Here is a 22,112-nt window from a genome sequence, read left to right as displayed (position 1 = left end):
AAGTCACTGATTTTATGCTGCATATTTTTATTCCGTATTGTCTCTTGCTCGTTCATACATTCTCTTAACGGGCATGAAGAGCCATTCATAAATCTTTCTGGTTTTCACATATATCTCTGTATCCACTTTCATGCCTGGCAAAAGAAACATATCTCTTTGCTGTTCTGTCATCACTGGCCGTACGACTATCCGAAAAAGCGCCTTACCTTTACCTTCACCGTTTGCCTGAACAGGTGGTGACATATTTATTGGTGCTTCTGATATTGTCTCTATGAAGCCTGAAATCTTTCCATGCCATTGATATGGGTATGCAGCTACTCTCATCTTTACTCGTTGTCCATTCCTCACATCACCGAGAGAATCAGACGGGGAAAGCAATTCAATTTTTGGGTTTGCGCCTTGAGGTATCAATACCGCTATTTGTTGGCCAGCTTTTACCCTCTCACCTTTATGGGCTGTTACGCTGGTTATCACTCCATTGAATGGCGCAACAATTAAATATTCTCTCTGCCTTTCCGCATTCAGAATTTTTTGCTCTATGTCGGCAATTTCAACTATGATTGATTCTCTCGTAGTGTCTAACTTCCTATCAATGTTAGATATATTTTTTTTCAGATCTAGCAACTCCCCTTGCAAGGTGACTATATTTACCCTTGCGGATGAGAGATTCACGGTTGCTGAATAATAATCTTTCTTTCTATCTATAAATTCAGAGTCAAGAGCAATACCTTTTTTCCTCAAGTTTTCATACAAACTGGATTTTTTTTCGAACCATCTTTTCTGCTCTTCTGAATCTTTTATAAGGATATGTAGGCTCTCTATTTCTCGTTCTTTATTTTTTATCTTTTCAGAAAGATAGTTCTTATTTTCTTCGGCTTCACTGGTGATAACATTAAGTCTTTTCAAAAGTGCATGCCGTTGCTTCTTTAAAAGTTCCGCTATTTCAAAATTAGTAGCGCCAAGATTAGTTTGAGTTTCACCACTCACAGAAAAAATGACTTCGCCCCGCTTAATTAACTTTTTTTCTAATGCCACTGATTGAATAATTGCACCATCACTTTGCGCAATTAATGACACTGCCGGGGGGTCATAAACCACAGAACCGGTGACATTTACTCTCTCACTATAAGAACCAAATGCAATCATCAATACAATAAAAGCGAGAGTTAGAATGCCTATCAGTAGGCAAATAGAGATACCTGATGGAATATTCAAACAAGAAGTACCGAGCCATCCTTCTCGTTTGTGTTGTAGAGCTTCGGTGCGATAAATTGAATTTTTATCCTTTTCTATGCTCATCGGAAACAAAAACCTTCTTGTTTTTAAAGTCTATGATTATTTTTCGGTTTCTGAGAAAGTTGTTTCCGATAAGGCCATCAACTTCACCCATATGTTGAAAATGTCCATCAACAATCACTGCGCCAAAACGCTCTGGTTTTCCGGCTATGGATTTAACGGTGAGCATTGTGGCTTCACAACCTTTATTATCCATTTCGGGATGAACCGCGAGACAGTTTGCAGGAGCGTAGGACTTAAGTCTCTCGCGCCATATCATGGAGACTGTGGCTCCTGTATCCAGAATCATACGGTACTTATGTCCAGACTGCTCGACATCAAAGTCCATGCCGTCAGTAGATATATGGAAAGGGAGTGCTGTGAAACCTTTTGGCGTCTTCGTATTACCGATAAAACTATCAGCTATAGTTAATAAATTTGATACATAATCCAGCGTTATCCGTTTATCTTTAAACACCCCCAAACCTGCAACGGGGACATCTGGCAATTTTCCCTGATTAGAAATCATTAGCCCCCATTGTTTAAACGGAGCTATGGTCACGTTTTTTAATTTAATATGATTTACGTCTAAAGAATCAGCCAGATACTTTATATTTTCCTGATTTTTTCCAGCCAAATCAGTGCTGGAATAAGTGCTTTCTTTTTTGAGTCTTTTTATTTTATTTATCTGAGAGTCGTAAAGGTGAAATCCCATAGCAGAACCGGTATCAACCATCGCATATATCGGCTGACCATCAATGATAAACGTTGTATAAGGAACAGAATATTTATCAAAGCTCAGTTTTAGTGTTACAGAATTTTCCACGCTAGCAATGGAAGGCTCAGAAAAGGTAGCGAGAATGAAAAATAAAAGTCTTGTTAACCAATAACTGAATTTTGCCATTGTTGGAACTCGCTATTTCTGGATGTTTTTCATTATCGCCTCTTCACTCACTCCAGCTGCAATCAGATGCGATGCCGCGCGACTGAGAAAAAGCCGCATTGATGAACAAAATACTGTTTTATTATGGAATCTGTTAGCTCGTGAAAAACGATTTACCAAGCGACCACCATGACAAACGTTAGCCCACACGCAGTCATTACAACCATGAGGTAACTCACTACTCAGTGAGAGATATTCTTTGACATTAGGTGATTCAAGCGCGTTTGCGAGCGTCAACTCGCTGACATGACCAATAGCATTGAAGATCTTATCAGAGGTCGAGCGCAAAGTGTCATCAATACGAAGTAAACCATCAGAGGTCACTGTAAAAGCATAAGCAGATTCAACATTAGCGCTCATACCAAGAACGCGGCTAAACTGATTATTGAGCATCGTACCAAGGTATGTGTTAAAGATCCTAACAAAAATCTTTGGTTGCCCGTCAGAAAACCATGCATCAAGCGCTTCATTAAGGAATCGACCAACACCTTTGGCGTCAATGCTATCAGTGTATTGATCATCGGGTATAAGGAAGTCGAAGCGCTGACATTTGAGAACCTCTGTGAAATGGCGATAAATCTCCTCACCATTAGCTTTAGCGTTCGCTACAGAGAGAATTCCTGGTTCTCCCGGAAGGCGTCCCTGTACCCAAGCGTTCTGGAGCATACGCAGGCCGTTAACGGTTCCTTCGTATGTACTTTTCCCTTTTCGATCCAATCGATGTCGATCATTGATATGTTTCGGGCCATCTATCGATATGCTTACATGTATTCGGTGTTTTTCAAAAAGCGTAATCCATTCATCATCAATTAGAATACCATTAGTCTGTAATGCCAGCACTAGCCGAGAATTGCCATAGTCACCCTTGCGAAGAGTCTCGCACATTTGATCAAAACGTTCTTTTTTCATCATCAATGGCTCTCCACCGTGAAAATCTACCTGAATAACTTCAATCTCGTTTTCTACCGCAGAGCGTTCAAAAAATCCCCTCAGTGCTACTACATTATCGAGAGATATAACCGGAGCACTATCGGCAGCCAGTGTGTTCCCCATGTTGAACACATAGCAATAAGTACAATTAATATTGCATCGTTCACTAATTTTAAGAATTACCTCAAGATGCTTAACCTTCTCACTTTTTACAATTGCCATTGTCATTCTCTCTCTATAAAGAAAAAGGAGGGGGAAATAATCCCCCCCTGCTACATTCATTACAAGGCCTTTCCAGTTTGCAAAAGCATTTATCCAACCTCCTGAAACTGTATCTAGCAGGCTGTCGGCAAGCTCTTTGCGTTGTGCTTTTTTCTCGTTTGAATTGGTTATCTGAGCTTTATTTTCTACTATTTCACGTTGTAATTTGTTCATGATATTTCCTTGTTTTTTGAAATTAGGAATCGATGCAGAAATTTGCAGCGACCCTCAAATCATAGTGGCTGTTAAATATTTGTGTCAACATTTAACAAAAAAATAACAAAATAATGTGATCTTGATTGTGATATTGCATATTAATTTTTGATTATGTATTTAATATTTAATTATTATGATAAAATAAAATAATTTTTTGATAAAAAATGATTTTTTCAGCTTGATTCTGACCGTTAGTCATCCCATGAGAATCAACCCACGCTTTCTTTGTCTGATAGTGTTGGCATACAACACTAATAATGGTTTCATTCAATACGGAGCGAAACAATGTCACTTTTTTTGCCAAAAAACTCTTTTTTACAAAGCAGTTACAACTTAATATTAAATCCTATATTTTCATTTATAATGATTTCCCCATCCAAATAAGACGACAACACAATAGCTGATTTCTGATAACCCCTGATAAAAAACAATCCCCTTATTACCCAAACACAAAACCCATACCCAAAAAATCAAAAAACACAATCCATTCAATTCGTTAAGAAAAAAACAAATGTCAACAAATAAAAATTATTCATTACAAATCGTTATTAGATATATTCTATAGTTATAAATTTATTGAATTAATGTGAGATGCCAAATACTATTCAGGCAAAATCCAACATCTAAACAACCCTTTTATTTATGCTTTCATAAGATTTCATTTAATAAGTAAAAACAACCATAAACAAAATAGAATATTACATAGAGAAACTTTAAATCCTCGGTCAAATGTAGGAGCTACTGTATGCAGCTTTTTCTCAAGGCATTAAAAGAATCTGGATTACAATTTTCTGTTTCTCCTGAATTGTATAAACAAGAAAATGAAAATACAGAAATAGAAACCCCTCAATTAACACAAAAGATTAAGGATATACTCCACAATATATTACCATTAAATACGCCTATTCCAATAACATCACACGTGGAAGCCACTGAAACAGAAGACTTTCCATTAACAGACATTCAATATGCTTATTTGATTGGGCGTAATCCTGGGCTGGAACTGGGCGGACTGACAAGCTGCCTATATACCGAATGGGATATAAAATCTTTAGATATCGCGTTATTAAATCATGCCCTGAATAAGATTATTGAATATCATCCCATGTTACGGGCCACTTTATCTTCGGACGGTCAGCAAAAGATTTTACCCACGCCATTAACCTATACCATTTCTACTCAGGATGGCAGGGCATGGCCAGGATCAGAAAAAGATAAAATGCTGGCAATATTTCGGCAGGAAATGGAAACGCAATTACTCCCTATGGATAAAGCGCCCACATTTGATATACGGGCAACCCTAATTAATGATGATATTACCCGCCTGCATATTTATTTCGACTTGATGTTTGTCGATATTCATAGTGTCCGGTTGGTATTACGTGACTGGTGGCAAATTTATCAAGGCCATAAACTCTCTGTTTTACCCAATAACAGCAGTTTCCACCGTTATATTAAATCAGAACGTTATTTACAGGGACAACCACAAGGGCTGCGGGATAAAACTTATTGGGAGAAACAGTTAGATAATTTACCTCAATCACCCGAATTACCGTTAAAAAATGCACCAGAGATCATTTCTCCGCCTGTATTTAAACGTTACAGCCGAAAAATACCTTCTGAAATACTATTAGCCCTGCGGAAAAAAGCGGAATTACGCCAGCTAACGTTGGAAACCGTGTTTCTCGGTCTATACGCAGAAGTGCTGCGCCAATGGTCGAAACGTCAAACTTTTACCCTGACTATCACTCAATTCGGGCGCCGCCCCTATTTTGATGGCATTGAAAATGTTGTCGGCAATTTCCTGCAACCGATGTTATTAGGCGTCGGGGGAACGGGAAAAGAAAGCCTCCATGATCGTTTGGTACAGATCCAGACTGATCTGATGCTGAATCGCTGGCACTGTTCCCACAATGGGGTTCAGGTTCTGCGGGAGTTGACCCGCCGGAATCATGGCAACCGGGCAGCAACTGCCTCCGTCGTATTTAGCAATACCCTGACGGCCGATTTGGATAACGTCGTCAGCGATATCGGTTGGGCGGAAGCAACCCAAGTTTATAGCAGTAATCAAACCCCACAAGTCTGGTTAGAGAACCAGATTGTCCGGGTTGATGATCTTATCCAGATTAACTGGAATACCGTCAATGAATTATTCCCTGACGGCATGGTGGAAGCCATGTTGGATGCGTATATGGCGCTGCTGGCGACGTGTGCGGAAGAGGATTCCGTCTGGGATAAAAACATCCCCTTGATGCAACTGCCTGCCTCCGATCGGATGGAGCGGGCACAAGCCAACGCAACAAATACCCCATTCGATCTCAGGCCCCTGCATGAAATGGTGTTACAGGCCGCAGCAAAATTCCCCGATGCCATTGCACTGATTCAGGGTGAAAAGCAGGTTACTTACGCAGAAATGGTTAATAAAGCCGCTGCCATAGCACACCAACTGCGAGCCGCCGTCCAGATTGATGCCAATGATATTGTCGCGGTTTCCCTGCCACAAAGCCCGGAGTTGGTCATCGGGTTACTGGCCGTGCTGATGTCAGGAGCGGCCTACGTCGCCATTGATCCCCAGCTTCCTGCTGAACGTCGGATGAGTTTACTCAGCCGCTGTTCAGCCAAGGGGATTGTCACTGATAGCTCGGTTTTTGCCCATGATGAATTTCCCCAGTTACTCCGCCTCAATCTGGATGAGTGTCCGGTGCCCAGCGCAAGGGAGACAGGGCAAACGACCACGCCACACGGGTTTTCCATGCCATCAATTCAGGGATTGGATGATCTGGCCTATGTCATCTTTACCTCCGGCTCCACCGGAGAACCGAAAGGCGTCATGGCTTCCCACCGTAATGCCGCCAATACGGTGGTTGATATTAATCATAAGTTCCGCGTCACCGAAAAAGATGCCGTGTTGTCTGTCGCACCGGCCGGATTTGATTTGTCGGTCTATGACTATTTCGGGCTGTTGGGTGTGGGCGGAAAAGTGATTTTTTCCCTGCCTGAAACGGCCAATGATCCCAAGATCTGGTTAGACCTGCTGATCAAACATCAAATTACCATCTGGGATAGTGTGCCGGCTCCCGTGAAAATATTGGTCGACAGAAACGGTTCCGCACTGTCCGAGACTCCATTAAGGCTAATCCTGATGAGCGGGGACTGGATACCGGTCGATCTACCGGAACGTATTCGGGAGAGCCTGCCAGAGACGGCAATTATCAGTCTTGGCGGAGCGACTGAAGGCTCTATCTGGTCGATACATTATCCGATTGAGAAAATGGATAAAAACTGGAAAAGCATTCCTTATGGCAAACCGCTGGCAAACCAAACTTTCCATGTTTTGAATAATTGGTTCCGTCCCTGCCCCAAATGGGTTACCGGGGAGCTTTATATTGGCGGTGATGGCGTGACCCAAGGTTATTTGGGCGATGCAGAAAAAACCGCACTGCGCTTTATTACTCATCCTGTTACGGGTGAACGGCTGTACAGAACCGGAGATTTAGGGCGATATATTGCCGGAGGTTTGATCGAAATTTTAGGACGCGAAGATAATCAGGTAAAAATCAATGGATACCGTATCGAATTAGGTGAAATTGAAGCCTGCCTCCTGACCCACGAAAACGCCGGCCACGTTGTCATTGATGCCCCTGTTCATGCCAAAACCGGACAACGGCATATTGTCTCCTATATTGTGCCCGAAGCGCCGGAAACACAGGATGATCCGACTCATTTTCAGGAACAGTTACGGGAAATTGCGCGCAAAACGTTGCCCTCTTATATGGTGCCCAGTTATTACATCTTATTGCCCCATATGCCATTAACCAGTAATGGAAAAATTGACCGTAAAGCACTGCCTGCCCCTTGGTCTGATAGTGAGGAACACACTGATGCGCCGGTGAAGCCCGCGAATGAGAGAGAAGCCAAGATCCTGAAACTCTGGCAGGCACAACTCCAGCATGATGATTTTGATGTCACCGATGGCTTTTTCGATATTGGCGGTGATTCACTGCATGCCGTTGGTTTACTGAGCGCACTGCGACAGGAATTTAATATTACGCCCGTTGGCGAGCAGGACATCATCGAAGGGCTGTTTATGAATGCCAATATTCAGTCTTTCTCTCGCATCATCGAAACCCTCGTTCAATCTCAAGTGGTAAATGAGCTATGACCCAAACATACGATTATATCGTGGTCGGTGGCGGTTCAGCAGGATGCGTGGCCGCATCACGCCTGTCCGAAAATGGCATGCAGTCCGTACTGCTGATTGAAGCAGGCCACCCATCTGATGTACACGATCCGGCCAGTCCGCTCAGGGATGCGTCAAGATTGGTATTGGAAGGATATAACTGGGATTACGAAGCCAACGTGCGCAATGATGAGCGGTTCACCGCCCTGATTGCCCCTCCCGCTGAGGGACAAGATAACCAACAGCTGGCTCGCAAACATAAAGGGCGCAAACCGTTTAATTATCGCGTGGGCAAAGTGCTTGGTGGTTCTTCCGCCGTCAACGGTGCCATTGCCCTGCGAGGATTTCCGGGCGATTTTGATCAATGGGCGCAAATGGGTTGCCCTAATTGGTCTTGGCAACAGGTTCTGCCGTGGTTTAAACATCTGGAGAGTGATACCGATTATCCCGGCGATGATAACCACGGTTCACAAGGGCCGATGTGTCTGCGCAGACCGCCGCCGGGTGAGATCCATCCCCTTGATATGGCTTTCGCCCGTGCCTGCGAACAGCTTGACGTACCTTATGCCGATGACCTCAATGTCGGTGAAGATCCCGCCGTCGGCCCTGTGCCCGCCAATGTCATTAATGGTGCCGAAAGAGTCGATGTTTATCGTTCCTACCTTGAACCGAACCTGAACAGGGAAAACCTGCACGTGATAACCGATGCCCTGGTTACGCAGGTTATTTTTAACGGCACGGTTGCCACTGGGGTAAAAATCATTCAGGCGGGAAAAGAGCTGGTTTATCAGGCCAGACAAATTGTTCTCTGCGCTGGTGCAATTGGCTCGGCCACATTATTGCAGCGCTCAGGTGTGGGTGATCCAGAACATCTGGGCAGATTAGGTATCCCTGTGGTTGCACCCGTACCCGCCGTTGGCAGAAATCTCACTGATCATGCCTCCGTGGTACTCTGGGCGCTCCCCAAAGCCGGGGTCTGTACAACCGGATTGCCGTGGCGACAAATTGCCGCCCGCATCAACAGCGGTTATGACGCCAAAGTCGATGTACAAATCGGCTTGCTGAACAACGTTGCCAGTGACACCGTACCGGGGTTCAGAGATCGTGTGACTTATCCCATGTTAGTTGGCGCTTCCGTGATGTTGATGCGCCCAGAGATGCGCGGACGGGTTTTCATCAGCTCTGCCACGCCCACGGCATTACCCCAGATTGATCTGCCATTGACCCGAACCCCGCCAGATATCGCTCGCCTTGTCGGGGGAGTGCGTAAAATCTGGCAGGTTTTGCACCATCCAGAAGTGAGTGTCTTCCTCGATGGCATACAGTTTTGGTCTCACTCCATGATTGATAACGATGAAATCATGAACAGTGCCATCAAAAATCTGGTCAATCCGGGCTGGCACGCCTCTGGAACACTCAGAATGGGTCTCCGCAGTGATCCCGATAGCGTCACGCAGGAAGATGGTCAGGTACATGGCATTACGGGGGTAACGGTTGCCGATGCGTCCCTGTTCCCCACCATTCCCTCCATGCCAACCAATCTGACCACGATTATGACGGCTGAACGCATTGTCAGTTTCTTGATAGAAAGAGAAACAATAAAGAGAGAAGAAACAGGGCGGAGGACAAATGAACACTGATTGCAGGCGGGTGATTTATGCCTTTCCACATGCCGGGGCAACCACCGCCATTTACCGCCCCTGGCTCAATGATCTGATGGCAACTCAATCGGCGATCTTACATCCCGTTGCCATCCCGGGTCGTGGCGCCCTGGCGAAAGAGCCGGAAATTCATGATCTCGATTCACTACTTGAGCGACTGGCAGCCGATATCTGGGCGGATTGGCAACAGAAACAGGCGCAGGGTATCACCGAGTGGATCACCTTTGGCCACAGTTTCGGTGGGGTACTGAGTCTCGCGGTAGGTCAGGCATTAATGAGAAACTACGGCACTTCGCCCTTGTTTGGCGTGGTATCCAGCGCTGTTCCTCCTCATCGCCAATTCACAGATAAACGGCACGAGTGGACAGATGAACAATTGATTCAGAAAACCAAAGAGGATCGAGGGACACCCGACGCCATTTTGAACGAGCCGGCGCTGATAAAACCCATCATCCGGCAACTGCGCAATGATTACCTGATCCGCAGCCAATTTCCCCTGCTTGGCAACAGATCGGTGAATTACCCACTGGTGCTGGTTTCCGCCACCCACGACAAATATGTCACGTTGGCAGACATGGAAGCGTGGAAACTTTACACCTCGAACGATATTTCACTTATCCGTATTGAAGGGGATCACTTCGCTGTGTACCAACATTGGGATGTCATCAAACAAATACTGCTGGATAAAACAACAGGCTGACAAAGAATCTGGAGTGAATATGCGTATTGAGATGGATAATTTTGATCATTACCGAAAATCTTGCCGTGAATTCCTTGAGCGTGAAATCGTCCCTGAGCATCAAAAATGGGAAGAGAACGGGCTGGTTGAGCGATCCTTTTGGGAAAAATTCGGTCAGTCAGGGTTATTAGGCATGAGTGTCAGCCCTGAGTTCGGGGGCGTGGGGAAAAACGATTATCGGTTCGCCGTTATTCTGACAGAAGAGCTGATCCAAGCCGGTGTCACCGTGCCGGGGATCGTTGCCCATAATGATGTGGTTGCCAGTTACCTCTTTTCCCTCGGTAATGGGGAGCAGAAAAACCGGTGGCTGCCGGCATTGTGCAGCGGAAAACGGGTCGCCGCCATTGCCATGACGGAACCCAGTGGCGGCTCCAATACCGCAGACATCAGAACCGTGGCGAAACGTCATGGCGATTATTATCGGGTCAATGGCAGTAAAACTTACATTACCAATGGCATCAATGCGGATCTGATCGTGGTCGCGGTAAAAACCGACGAAGGAAAACAGGGTCAGGGGATCAGCTTGCTGGCCATTGAGCGGGGTATGCCCGGATTCACCCGGGGAGAGCCATTAAAGAAAATTGGCTGGCATGGCAGCGACACGGCGGAACTCTTTTTCGATGATTGCAACGTTCCCGTTACCAACCTGATTGGCCGTGAAAATCTCGGTAACTATTACTTTATGTCGGCCATGCCGCGCGAACGCCTCAGCATCTCAACCGTGGCGGTGGCCAGTGCAGAACAGATGTTGCAGGGCACACTGGACTATGTGAAAACAAGGACGGCCTTTAATCAACCCATCGGTGCCTTTCAATACAACCGTTTTATTCTCGCGCAATTAGATACCGAAGTAAAAATCGCCCGCATCTACCTTGATAACGCCGTTGATCGCTTTAATCAGGGGCTTTTCAGTTTAGTGGATGCCGCCCGCATCAAGTGGTGGACAACCGAACTTCAAATGAAAGTGGCCGATCGTTGCCTGCAATTGCATGGTGGCTTGGGTTACCTGCGTGATTCTATCGCTGGCAAGAATTGGCTGAATAGCCGCGCCCAGACCATTTACGGTGGCACCAGTGAAGTGCTGCAAGAAATCATCAGCAAATCAATGGGGCTTTAAGCCATGATCGTTGTCGGAGAGGATATCAGGGTTATGAATAAACAGAACAATACGTCGTGTCTCATTCGGTCAGTCAATGTCAGCCAATGGAATGCGATCATTCTCGATTGGGCGAATGCCGAAAACTGGGATATGAATACGGACGATGCCACCTGTTTCTTTAATGTCGATCCGGCGGCGTTTTTTATTGCCTATCGTGGGAGCCACCCCATTGCATCAATATCGATGGTCAATTATTCAGATTCTTATTCGTTCGGTGGCAATTTCATCATTCAGCCGGAATTCCGCAACCATGTTTGTGCCGGCAGGATATGGCAACGGTCAATGGATTATGCCGAACACCGCACCATCGGCTGTGATGGTAACTGGGATAAAACGCAACTCTACGGAAAAAGAGGGTTTGCTATCCATTACCGCAATGTCCGGCTTTCCGGGATCATCAGGCAAAAAATCACCCCACCCGCCGGCACCATCCCGATCACGCCAGCCAATATTGATGACGTCATTCAGTATGACGCTGAATGCACCGGCATTTATCGCGGGGCATTACTTGCCAATTGGTTCCGGGGAGAAGAACGTTATGGATTTTGTACTTATTCCAGCACCGGAATATCCGGCGTCATCGGCATCAGGCGCTCGCAAAATGGCTACCGGATCGGCCCTTTCTTCGCTGATAACGCCGATGTTGTTGAAATGCTGGCCCTGACCGCATTCGCCCAGATCCCGGCTGGCTCCCCGGTATCCGTCGATGTTCCCGAAACCGATAACAACGATTTTCTCCAACTGGCAGACGAATATGGACTCAAAGGTCTGTTTAACACATACAGAATGTACAAAGGTAATCTCATACCAAAGGGGCGGCTGGATAAGGTCAAAGCCATTGCGTCTTTGGAGTTGGGGTAATCATCATTAACCAATATTTTCCTATGAGAGGTTATGTTATGGCAAATGAAACACCGACCTTATTTGCATGGATGGGAGGCCGTGAGGTGCTCATGCAGCTCATGAGCACCTTCTATGCCAAGGTCGAAAAAGATGAACTCCTTGCCCCGCTGTTTAAAAACATGAAATCCGATCATCCCGGCCATGTCGCCATGTGGTTGGAAGAAGTGCTCGGTGGGGAAAAACGCTATACCAACGAGCGTGGGGGCTTCAAAGTCATGTTGAACCGCCACAGGGGCAGAAGCATTCAGCCGGAGCAAAGAAAGAGATGGGTCGATTTGCTCATGGCGTCGGCGGATGAAATCGGTCTGCCCGCTGATCCTGAATTTCGTGCCGCATTTGCCGGTTATATCGAATGGGGTTCGCGCCGGGCTGAATCTAATTCGCAACCCAATGCTGCCCCTTCACGCCGCGAAACCGTTCCCGCATGGGGATGGGGAGAAGCACCGCCAGGAACACCCTGATCGTTGCAGAAACTGAGAGATAGAGAGGTAAGTTCATGCTGTTGGCAATCAGTGACCTGCATGTATCTCATGCCACCAATAAAGCGATAGTCGAATCGTTCAGGCCAGCCACACCTGACGACTGGCTGCTGCTGGCAGGTGATATTGCAGAGCAGGAGCCAGACTTTACTTGGGTCATTAGTACGCTTTCCCAACGGTTTGCCCAAGTGGTCTGGACGCCGGGAAACCATGAACTCTGGTGTACGCCCAGAGATCAATTAAAATTGCCCGGTGTTCCACGCTATGAACATCTGGTCAATATCTGCCGACAGCACAACGTCCTCACGCCTGAAGATGAGTTCCGGCATTACCGCATGGGGAATGGGGCAACCGTTACCATTGCCCCTATTTTTACGCTATACGACTATTCATTCAGAAATCAGGCTGACTATACGGCGGAACAGGCCATCGAACGCGCCCGTCGTTGTGGGGTCATTAGCTCTGATGAGTTTTTCCTGAAAACCTACCCTCACCGCAATATTATCGATTGGTGTCGGGAGCGTATCCACTATACCGAAAAACGCCTGAACGCCATTCCAGAGGGGGAGGATATCGTGCTTATCAGCCATTTCCCTATCATCCGCAAGCCGCTCGAATCTCTACGCAACCGCGAATTTTCCATTTGGTGCGGCAGTGAAAAAACGCACCAATGGGCATCAAGAACCGGGGTTCGTCTGGTGGTTTACGGGCACTTGCACCTGCCTGATCTCAACTATATTCACGATGTTGCCCATTTGGAGGTTTCTTTGGGCTATCCGCGGGAATGGCAAGCGCATGGCAGGCAGTCTTATTTAGTGCAATTGGATGAATTATTGGAACACGCTAACGAAGACCGTCAATCGTCTATTCTTATAAGAGGCTAATTTACCGATGAAAAATGATGAAATCCTGCCACAGATAAAACCGCGGATCTTAATCGGGGCAACAGGCTCCGTGGATATCACCCTGCTGCCTCAATATCTTGCCGCTATTAAGGCCACCATCGACTGTACATTAACGGTATTGATGACCCAGCCTGCCACCACATTTTTACCCGCGTCAACCGTTGCACTCTATGCCGATCGGGTGATTAGCGGGGAGATGCCACACGATTGGCCAACCGACAAACCGTCACGCATTGTCGCGGATCATGATTTGATGGCTGTTTTACCCGCAACGGCTAACACACTGGCGACGGTTGCCTGTGGTGGTGCCCCCAACCGGTTAACGACGGTCATTCTGGCCTCGACATTTCCGGTGCTGTTTTTTCCCGTCATGGGCAGCGTCATGTGGGAAAAACAGGCGACACGTCGCAATATCAATCAGTTGCGTGATGATGGTTATCATGTGATTGAACCCATGTGGCATGAAAATTTTGATGTTTCACTACAACGAAGGGTCGGGCATCCCTCATTACCGGAGATTGAAACCGTCATTTTATTACTGAAACAACATTTACGCTGAAACAACATCTACCAAAACATCTGCCAAAATAAATTCTGAGATTAATCACGTTGTGGAAGAGTCATCGCGGTGAACTCTTCCCCTGTTTAAATGTGATTACATATCTCTGCAATGAATCCTCTTTAACAATTGCAGAATAAATATCTTTTAATATAGCATAAGTTTTATTTTCAACTATTTTGGGTCTGGTAAGATCATTGAAAATAATCACCTGATATCCTATTTTATAACTATAAATCGGTAACTTATGTCACAATATCAAACTCGTCCATTAAACAAACAAGATTATAAAACACTGTCCTTAGCTTCTTTGGGCGGCGCGCTGGAATTTTACGACTTTATTATCTTTGTCTTTTTTGCAGTTGCGCTGGGCGAACTTTTTTTCCCGGCAGATATCCCTGAATGGCTCAGACAATTACAGACATTTGGTATTTTTGCTGCGGGTTATCTGGCCCGGCCTTTAGGTGGGATCATCATGGCCCATTTTGGTGATCGGGTTGGGCGTAAGAAAATGTTTTCACTCAGTATCGTGATGATGGCCGTCCCCACACTTGCCATCGGCATGTTGCCCACCTATGGCACCATCGGCATGGCAGCGCCTGTGCTCCTGTTACTGATGCGGGTCATGCAGGGAGCCGCGATTGGTGGAGAAGTCCCCGGCGCTTGGGTGTTTGTGGCAGAGCATGTGCCCCATGAACGCATCGGGCTTGCCTGCGGTATTTTGACGGCAGGCTTGAGCATGGGGATTTTATTTGGTTCTCTCGTCGCTACCGTTATTACGTCTATTTATCCCAAACAAGAGATTTTGGATTGGGCATGGCGTCTGCCATTTTTTCTGGGGGGAATCTTCGGCCTGTGCGCCATGTACCTGCGCCGCTGGCTGCATGAAACCCCGGTCTTCAAGGAAATGCAGGAACGCAAGGCATTGGCAAAAGAGCTACCCCTCAAATCTGTCATTTTTAATCACAAGCGCGCCATTGCGATTTCCATGCTGCTGACATGGCTGCTTTCTGCCGGCATTGTCGTCATTATCTTGATGACCCCAACCTATATGCAGACGGTATTTCATCTGGAACAGTCACTGACTTTGCAAGCAAACAGTCTGGCCATCATCTCCCTCGCAATTGGTTGTATCTGTGTCGGTTATTTATGCGATAAATGGGGTGCCGGCATTGTACTGATTGTCGGTTGCCTTTTATTGGCTGCCGCAAGCTGGTTTTTCTATCACAATATCAGCCACGAACCGCGCAGGCTCTTTGGCGCTTATGCCCTCGTCGGGCTGGCGGTGGGCGTGATTGGCGCAGCGCCTTTTGTCATGGTTAAGAGCTATCCGCCGGAAGTCAGGTTCAGCGGCATTTCCTTTTCATATAATCTGGCTTATGCCATTTTTGGTGGACTGACCCCGATTTTTGTCACCCTATTGCTGACATATACCTCACTGGCACCCGCCTACTATATGATGACCTTATCAGCTGTTGGTCTTTTACTGGGATGTTACTTGCGGAAAATATCGGTCTGAAAAAGCAGGGGGAACACAGGATGGGCATCATTCGCTCATCCTGTTGAAAAACGGTTAAGCGTGTTTCACTTCACCAATGGGCAGAACAGTACGGCCGTATTGTTCATTCAGCACTTCAGCCATTGCCAGATAGACAGCACTCGCGCCACAAATAACGCCTTCGAAACCCGCAAAGGTCAGGATAGCGGCATTGCCGGTGATATTGCCAATCGCCAGCAATGCGAACAGCAGCGTCAGGCTGCCAAACACAAATTGCAGGACACGGTTAGCTTTCAACGTACCAAAGAACATAAACAGCGTGAAAATTCCCCACAGCGCGAGATAAACGCCAAGGAACTCATGACTGGTGGCTTCAGCCAGACCCATTTTTGGCAGGAAAAGCAACGCGATCAGGCTCAACCAGAACAGGCCGTAAGAGGTAAATGCGGTTGCCGCAAACGTATTTCCTTTTTTGTACTCAAAGATGCCGGCCAGCACCTGAGCCAAACCACCATAAAAAATGCCCATGCTCAAAATCACGGATGCCAATGGGAAAAAACCGGCATTGTGCAGATTCAACAAAATGGTTGTCATGCCAAAACCCATTAAACCCAACGGGCCTGGGTTCGCCAACTGATTAGAATGCATACTTCCCCTAGAAAATACCAATAACATAAAATATTAAAAAAGTGATCATGACGCTTTTCTGCGCCAAGAAACCATAAAAAGGCGGCGAATCATAATGTGATGACATCAACGACACAATGGCCTTAGAAAAATTTTTTTATTAAATCTCAATTTTTTTTCAATTCCCCCCTTGATGATGGAATGAATGACCCCATTTAAGTCTCAACTACAGTTACTGCTGAATATTTCGGCATAAGCTGAAAACAAAATGGGGAATTTCTGGCAAACAAAGCCATTGAAAAGAAAACATTCGTCCTCATATAGCTTAGTAACTTGACCGAATATATGAATTCTTTGTGGAGGCGTTTAGATGGGTAAAATCATTGGTATCGACTTGGGAACTACCAACTCTTGTGTAGCAATTATGGACGGCACAACCGCGCGTGTGCTTGAAAACAGCGAAGGTGACCGTACTACACCTTCCATCATCGCGTATACTCAGGATGGTGAAACTCTGGTTGGTCAACCAGCTAAACGTCAGGCAGTGACTAACCCGCAAAACACGCTGTTCGCCATCAAGCGTCTGATTGGCCGCCGTTTTCCAGACGAAGAAGTGCAACGTGACGTCTCTATCATGCCATACAAAATCACGGCAGCGGATAACGGCGACGCATGGCTGGAAGTAAAAGGCCAAAAAATGGCACCACCACAGGTTTCTGCTGAAGTTCTGAAAAAGATGAAGAAAACAGCGGAAGATTATCTGGGTGAACCCGTCACCGAAGCCGTTATCACCGTTCCGGCCTACTTCAACGATGCACAGCGTCAGGCAACGAAAGATGCTGGCCGTATCGCCGGTCTGGAAGTTAAGCGTATCATCAACGAACCAACCGCTGCGGCGCTGGCTTACGGTCTGGACAAAGAAGTGGGCAACCGCACCATCGCCGTTTATGACTTGGGTGGTGGTACTTTCGATATCTCTATTATCGAAATCGATGAAGTTGATGGCGAAAAAACGTATGAAGTTCTGGCAACCAATGGGGATACCCACTTGGGTGGTGAAGACTTCGACAGCCGCATGATCAACTATCTGGTTGACGAATTTAAGAAAGAACAAGGCATTGACCTGCGTAATGACCCACTGGCAATGCAGCGTCTGAAAGAAGCGGCAGAAAAAGCGAAAATCGAACTTTCTTCTGCACAGCAGACTGACGTGAACCTGCCATACATCACGGCAGATGCGACCGGTCCTAAGCACATGAACGTTAAAGTGACCCGTGCAAAACTGGAATCTCTGGTTGAAGATCTGGTTAAGCGTTCTATCGAACCGCTGAAAGTTGCCTTGAATGACGCTGGCCTGTCTGTCTCTGACGTTCAGGATGTTATTCTGGTTGGTGGTCAGACACGTATGCCAATGGTGCAGAAAGCCGTTGCTGATTTCTTCGGTAAAGAACCACGCAAAGACGTGAACCCGGACGAAGCCGTTGCTATGGGTGCTGCGGTTCAGGGCGGTGTACTGGCAGGTGACGTGAAAGACGTTCTGCTGCTGGACGTCACTCCACTGTCTCTGGGTATTGAAACCATGGGCGGCGTGATGACTGCCCTGATCACCAAGAACACCACTATACCAACCAAGCATAGCCAAGTGTTCTCTACTGCGGAAGACAACCAGTCTGCGGTCACCATTCACGTACTGCAAGGTGAGCGTAAACGTGCCAGCGATAACAAATCCTTGGGTCAATTCAACCTGGATGGTATTCAGCCGGCACAACGTGGAACGCCACAGATTGAAGTGACTTTTGATATCGATGCTGACGGCATCCTGCACGTTTCTGCGAAAGACAAAAACTCTGGCCGTGAGCAAAACATCACCATCAAGGCATCTTCTGGTCTGAACGAAGAAGAAATCCAGCAGATGGTACGTGACGCAGAAGCAAACGCAGAATCTGACCGTAAGTTTGAAGAACTGGTTCAGATCCGTAACCAAGCTGACCAACTGGTTCACGGCACTCGTAAGCAAGTTGAAGAAGCGGGTGACAAACTGGCAGCGGATGATAAAGCAGCAATCGAGAAAGCGACTTCTGAGCTGGAAACTGCGGCGAAGGGCGAAGACAAAGCAGAAATCGAAGCGAAGATCCAAGCACTGATCGAAGCATCCCAGAAACTGCTGGAAATCGCACAACAGCAAGCCCAAGCTGGTGCTGCCGATGCTGGCGCAAGCAACGCGAAGAAAGACGACGACGTTGTGGACGCTGAATTCGAAGAAGTTAAAGACAAAAAATAATAGCCCTTAGCGGGCAAAGTAACAGGGCGCCTGTTACTTGTTAACTGGCACGGGCGTTGAGGTAACTCTACGCCCGTGCGTGCGTGTTAAGGGTAGACAATACGATGGCAAAGAAAGATTATTACGACGTTTTGGGCGTTTCCAAAACCGCAGATGAAAAAGAGATCAAAAAAGCCTATAAACGGCTGGCAATGAAACATCACCCTGACCGTAATCAGGGTGATAAAGAATCAGAAAGTAAATTCAAAGAAATTAAAGAAGCGTATGAGATCCTGACAGATCCTCAGAAACGTGCCGCTTATGACCAATATGGCCACGCTGCCTTTGAACAGGGTGGCATGGGCGGTGGTGCCGGTGGCGGGGCTGACTTTAGCGATATCTTTGGTGACGTTTTCGGCGATATTTTCGGTGGTGGTCGTCGTCAACAGCGTCCTAGCCGTGGCTCAGACCTGCGTTACAGCATGGAATTGACTCTGGAAGAAGCTGTCCGTGGTGTGACCAAAGAGATCCGTATTCCAACACTGGAATCTTGTGATACCTGTCATGGCAACGGTGCCAAAGCGGGCACCAGCCCGGAAACATGCCCAACCTGTCACGGCGCAGGCCAGGTTCAGATGCGCCAAGGGTTCTTCGCGGTTCAGCAGCCTTGCCCTCAGTGTCACGGACGCGGTAAAATCATCAAAGAGCCTTGCGGTAAATGTCATGGGCATGGTCGCGTTGAAAAATACAAGACACTGTCCGTTAAAATTCCAGCCGGCGTCGACACGGGCGATCGCATTCGCTTAAGTGGTGAAGGTGAAGCGGGTGAACAAGGTGCACCATCCGGCGATTTGTATGTTCAGGTTCAGGTCAAAGCGCACCATATCTTCGAGCGTGATGGCAGCAACCTCTATTGTGAAGTGCCAATCAACTTCGCAACAGCAGCACTGGGCGGTGAAATTGAAGTCCCTACCCTTGATGGTCGCGTCAGCCTGAAAATCCCCGCGGAAACCCAGACAGGCAAACTATTCCGCATGAAAGGCAAAGGGGTTAAATCCGTTCGTGGCGGCGTTCAGGGCGACTTGCTGTGCCGTGTCGTGGTAGAAACACCGGTTAAACTGAACGAAGAACAAAAAGAATTGATGCGTAAATTGGGTGAATCTTTTGGTGGAAAAAGTGGGGAAACCAATAGCCCGCGTTCCAAAAGATTCCTTGATGGCGTGAAAAGATTTTTTGATGATTTGACGAAGTAATTTTATTTACTGATAAAATAATGAAAAATGGTTTCCCTGATTATATTTCTAGAGACTGTATTCTAGCTAATAAGATAAAGGGAAACCATTTTTTATATGAAAATCATCTATTGTCTTACTTAATTTATCAATTACATAAATTTGTTGACATAACATTTATTCTATTTAGGTAATAGTGAATTGTAAATTTATCATTCTTGAGGTGTAAAAAAATGTTTGAAAATATTCTCAATCAAGCGATTAGATATTCACACAATATCTTTAAAGGTAAAACCGCCAACATATCTTATTACTCCCCTGAATTTAGAGGAGAAAATAAAAAAACACGACATTCTTCAGAAGCGATTCAAAAAAGAAATGAAAAGCTTGATAAACTTCAAAATGAATTATACCAACTTTATGATCTTGAAGAACAATATAATTATATATTGTCTATTCAAAATCATAATTTAGTTGGCAATTGTAATGAGCTGTCTTTTATTGTATTTATGTATTTGTTGAAAAAAGAAAGTAAAGAAATATTGGAGTATTATAGAAAAAATAGTCTATCCGGTAGTTCTAAAAAAGAAAACCCTATTTATATTCAAATTATTGCTACAGCACACCCCCCCTACAATCACAGCTTTGTCATGATTTCTTGTGCTAATGATTATCCTGATAGTAAAATGCAAATAGATAATAAATATATCGACCTTCCTGAAAATGCTTGGATATGTGATCCATGGGCGAATATCGTTTGCTTATCTAAAAACTACAACACTCAATGGAAAAATAAGATGCACCAATGGTCTGCTCAAGGAAAATGTTTGTATTTAGGAAATCTAAGCCAACCATCAAAAAATCAATTGGTAGCGACACCACCCGGAGATGAGTTTTCGCCTATAAATCATAATATATATTTTACTATACAAAATAGTAAAAAAGTAATTCAACATCGGGCTATTATAACTCCTAATGGCAACATAGAAATATATGATGATGACGAATAAAAATATTTCTTCAACTCCCCCGAACAGTAGAATTTTATCAAGATATTAAAATTTCAATCATTATAGGTTGGTTCTTTCGATAGCTTGGGTGTACGACTTCCCAACAATGTGTTTTTCCAACGTTTTCCTGCTGTGATCACCAAACACGTGAGTCACTATCCTTTTCATACGCATCCCAAGCATACCAGAACCTGCACTGGCAGTAGACAAACAGCAAGCAAAGACAGATTAAAAAGAAGGGCTAATTTAATAGTCCTTTATTTTCATTAGATTAATTATCACTTTGCTGAGGTTTACGTTCTAAAGAACTTGCTTCTGGCAACGGCATGCTGCCACGCAGTGTAGAATGACGCAAAGGTCTTACTACAACGGCAAGCAACAAACAGGTAAGTGCGGCAAAAGTTCCGAACGAAAAAACGGTCATGACTGGAGACAGCAAACGCCCCATAAAACCTAATCCCAATGCCCCCAAAGAATCACCGGTAACATCTTGGGCAGTGACAAAACTGTTCACTCGTCCTAATAAATGGTCCGGCGTATGACTCTGAACAAGAGTAAATTGCAGTAATGAGGCAAACGCATTCAAATATCCATAACAGACCAACACGAGTAATGCCAGAACGATATTTGTGACCATTCCCAACATGGATAACGTGATAAAAGAACACAAGGCACATATAACAAGCAGAACGTCAGGTCGGGAGCTTTGCCCTATCCAGCCACTGGTGAAGGCGCCGAGCATAGCGCCCAAAGGAACAGCAGAATACATCAACCCAGTTGCTGATGGCCCTTGGTGATAGACTTCTTGAGATAATGCAGGAAACAGAATACGAACCGCGCCAGCAATACTGATCATCATTCCCACCAATATGACACTACCCACAATTTTATGCTGACAAACAAATTTCACCCCGCTGACCAACGCACTGATCGGATGTTCTTGTTTGCTTGGCTGAGGCTTCATTTCAGGAAGCCTCATCAGAGGTAACAATGTCGCTAATGTCCCCATTGCTGCAACGGCAAAGTTCCATCCTGGCCCTCCCGCAACAATAATAATACCTGCCAATGCCGGAGAAATAATGGCGCCTATGCGAACGGTAATCATGCTCAAGGCACCTGCCGCTGCCAGATTCTTCCTCCCAACTAAATTTGGAATTGCCGCCATTAACGCTGTCATACCCAACGCCCCAAAAAAACCATCCCAAATAGAAAGAAAATAGAGCATATACAGGGATGGGGAAGCTAAAAATGCGTTGAAGCTCAGAGCCACAAAAC

At 45.8% G+C, this 22,112-nt stretch carries 17 protein-coding genes; 12 read left to right on the top strand and 5 right to left on the bottom strand.

The window, feature by feature from the left end; genetic code table 11:
* Positions 1 to 27: 27 nt before the first annotated feature.
* From PSI17_RS12465 to xyeB, 3 genes are read right to left on the bottom strand one after another with little or no spacing between them, the layout of a single operon-like run.
* The gene (locus PSI17_RS12465) at positions 28 to 1,299 is read right to left on the bottom strand and encodes an HlyD family secretion protein (protein WP_273552274.1); all 1,272 of its coding nucleotides are present in this window, start codon (positions 1,297 to 1,299) and stop codon (positions 28 to 30) included.
* Complete coding sequence (locus PSI17_RS12460) at positions 1,280 to 2,179, bottom strand: hypothetical protein (protein WP_273552273.1); 900 nt, start codon at positions 2,177 to 2,179, stop codon at positions 1,280 to 1,282. Before PSI17_RS12460 ends, PSI17_RS12465 begins: the two co-directional genes overlap by 20 nt.
* A 12-nt stretch (positions 2,180 to 2,191) precedes the next feature.
* Positions 2,192 to 3,583, bottom strand: a complete 1,392-nt coding sequence (gene xyeB / locus PSI17_RS12455; RefSeq protein ID WP_273552272.1) for a cyclophane-forming radical SAM/SPASM peptide maturase XyeB — start codon at positions 3,581 to 3,583, stop codon at positions 2,192 to 2,194.
* 787 nt (positions 3,584 to 4,370) lie between these two features.
* Between xyeB and PSI17_RS12450 the strand changes: the two genes are divergently transcribed.
* The 9 genes from PSI17_RS12450 (at position 4,371) to PSI17_RS12410 (ending at position 15,729) form a co-directional block, all read left to right on the top strand.
* Positions 4,371 to 7,787 carry a non-ribosomal peptide synthetase gene (locus PSI17_RS12450; RefSeq protein WP_273552271.1) on the top strand — a complete coding sequence of 1,139 codons (3,417 nt, stop codon included), beginning with the start codon at positions 4,371 to 4,373 and terminating at the stop codon, positions 7,785 to 7,787.
* Entirely contained in the window at positions 7,784 to 9,445 is a 1,662-nt protein-coding gene (locus PSI17_RS12445; RefSeq protein ID WP_273552270.1) for a GMC family oxidoreductase, read from the top strand. The genes PSI17_RS12450 and PSI17_RS12445 overlap by 4 nt, the downstream gene beginning before the upstream one ends.
* Positions 9,435 to 10,166 carry a thioesterase II family protein gene (locus PSI17_RS12440; protein WP_273552269.1) on the top strand — a complete coding sequence of 244 codons (732 nt, stop codon included), beginning with the start codon at positions 9,435 to 9,437 and terminating at the stop codon, positions 10,164 to 10,166. The genes PSI17_RS12445 and PSI17_RS12440 overlap by 11 nt, the downstream gene beginning before the upstream one ends.
* Before the next feature lie 19 nt (positions 10,167 to 10,185).
* On the top strand, positions 10,186 to 11,322 hold the full coding sequence (locus tag PSI17_RS12435; protein WP_273552268.1) for an acyl-CoA dehydrogenase family protein: 1,137 nt from the start codon (positions 10,186 to 10,188) through the stop codon (positions 11,320 to 11,322).
* 33 nt (positions 11,323 to 11,355) lie between these two features.
* A complete protein-coding gene (locus tag PSI17_RS12430; protein WP_273552267.1) occupies positions 11,356 to 12,225 on the top strand; it encodes a hypothetical protein in 870 nt (289 codons plus the stop codon).
* Between the two features lie 38 nt (positions 12,226 to 12,263).
* Positions 12,264 to 12,728 carry a group II truncated hemoglobin gene (locus tag PSI17_RS12425; RefSeq protein WP_273552266.1) on the top strand — a complete coding sequence of 155 codons (465 nt, stop codon included), beginning with the start codon at positions 12,264 to 12,266 and terminating at the stop codon, positions 12,726 to 12,728.
* 35 nt (positions 12,729 to 12,763) lie between these two features.
* Positions 12,764 to 13,630, top strand: coding sequence for a metallophosphoesterase family protein (locus tag PSI17_RS12420; protein WP_273552265.1), 867 nt, complete (start codon positions 12,764 to 12,766; stop codon positions 13,628 to 13,630).
* Between the two features lie 7 nt (positions 13,631 to 13,637).
* Positions 13,638 to 14,210 (top strand): flavoprotein, encoded by a 573-nt coding sequence (locus PSI17_RS12415; protein ID WP_273552264.1) that lies wholly within the window; start codon positions 13,638 to 13,640, stop codon positions 14,208 to 14,210.
* A gap of 247 nt (positions 14,211 to 14,457) precedes the next feature.
* Positions 14,458 to 15,729 (top strand): MFS transporter, encoded by a 1,272-nt coding sequence (locus PSI17_RS12410; RefSeq protein WP_273552263.1) that lies wholly within the window; start codon positions 14,458 to 14,460, stop codon positions 15,727 to 15,729.
* Between the two features lie 54 nt (positions 15,730 to 15,783).
* Here the strand turns inward: PSI17_RS12410 and satP are convergent, their stop codons facing one another.
* Positions 15,784 to 16,356 (bottom strand): acetate uptake transporter, encoded by a 573-nt coding sequence (satP, locus tag PSI17_RS12405; RefSeq protein ID WP_273552262.1) that lies wholly within the window; start codon positions 16,354 to 16,356, stop codon positions 15,784 to 15,786.
* Positions 16,357 to 16,705: 349 nt separating this feature from the next.
* On the opposite strand from satP, the gene dnaK reads away from it, so the two are divergent.
* The 3 genes from dnaK to PSI17_RS12390 all read left to right on the top strand — a co-directional run bounded on the left by dnaK (position 16,706) and on the right by PSI17_RS12390 (position 20,837).
* Positions 16,706 to 18,616, top strand: a complete 1,911-nt coding sequence (gene dnaK / locus PSI17_RS12400) for a molecular chaperone DnaK (protein WP_273552261.1) — start codon at positions 16,706 to 16,708, stop codon at positions 18,614 to 18,616.
* Positions 18,617 to 18,720: 104 nt separating this feature from the next.
* Positions 18,721 to 19,848 carry a molecular chaperone DnaJ gene (gene dnaJ / locus PSI17_RS12395; RefSeq protein ID WP_273552260.1) on the top strand — a complete coding sequence of 376 codons (1,128 nt, stop codon included), beginning with the start codon at positions 18,721 to 18,723 and terminating at the stop codon, positions 19,846 to 19,848.
* A gap of 212 nt (positions 19,849 to 20,060) precedes the next feature.
* Positions 20,061 to 20,837, top strand: coding sequence for a hypothetical protein (locus PSI17_RS12390; protein ID WP_273552259.1), 777 nt, complete (start codon positions 20,061 to 20,063; stop codon positions 20,835 to 20,837).
* 271 nt (positions 20,838 to 21,108) lie between these two features.
* Here the strand turns inward: PSI17_RS12390 and entS are convergent.
* Positions 21,109 to 22,112 (bottom strand): enterobactin transporter EntS (gene entS / locus PSI17_RS12385; protein WP_273552258.1); only part of this gene is annotated, 1,004 nt, incomplete at its 5' end.

The sequence above is a fragment of the Xenorhabdus sp. IM139775 genome (assembly GCF_028598745.1).
In the GTDB taxonomy this organism is placed as follows: Bacteria; Pseudomonadota; Gammaproteobacteria; order Enterobacterales; family Enterobacteriaceae; genus Xenorhabdus.
The sequence above is the reverse complement of the archived record's forward strand: the minus strand, read 5'-3'. Positions and strand labels throughout refer to the sequence as shown.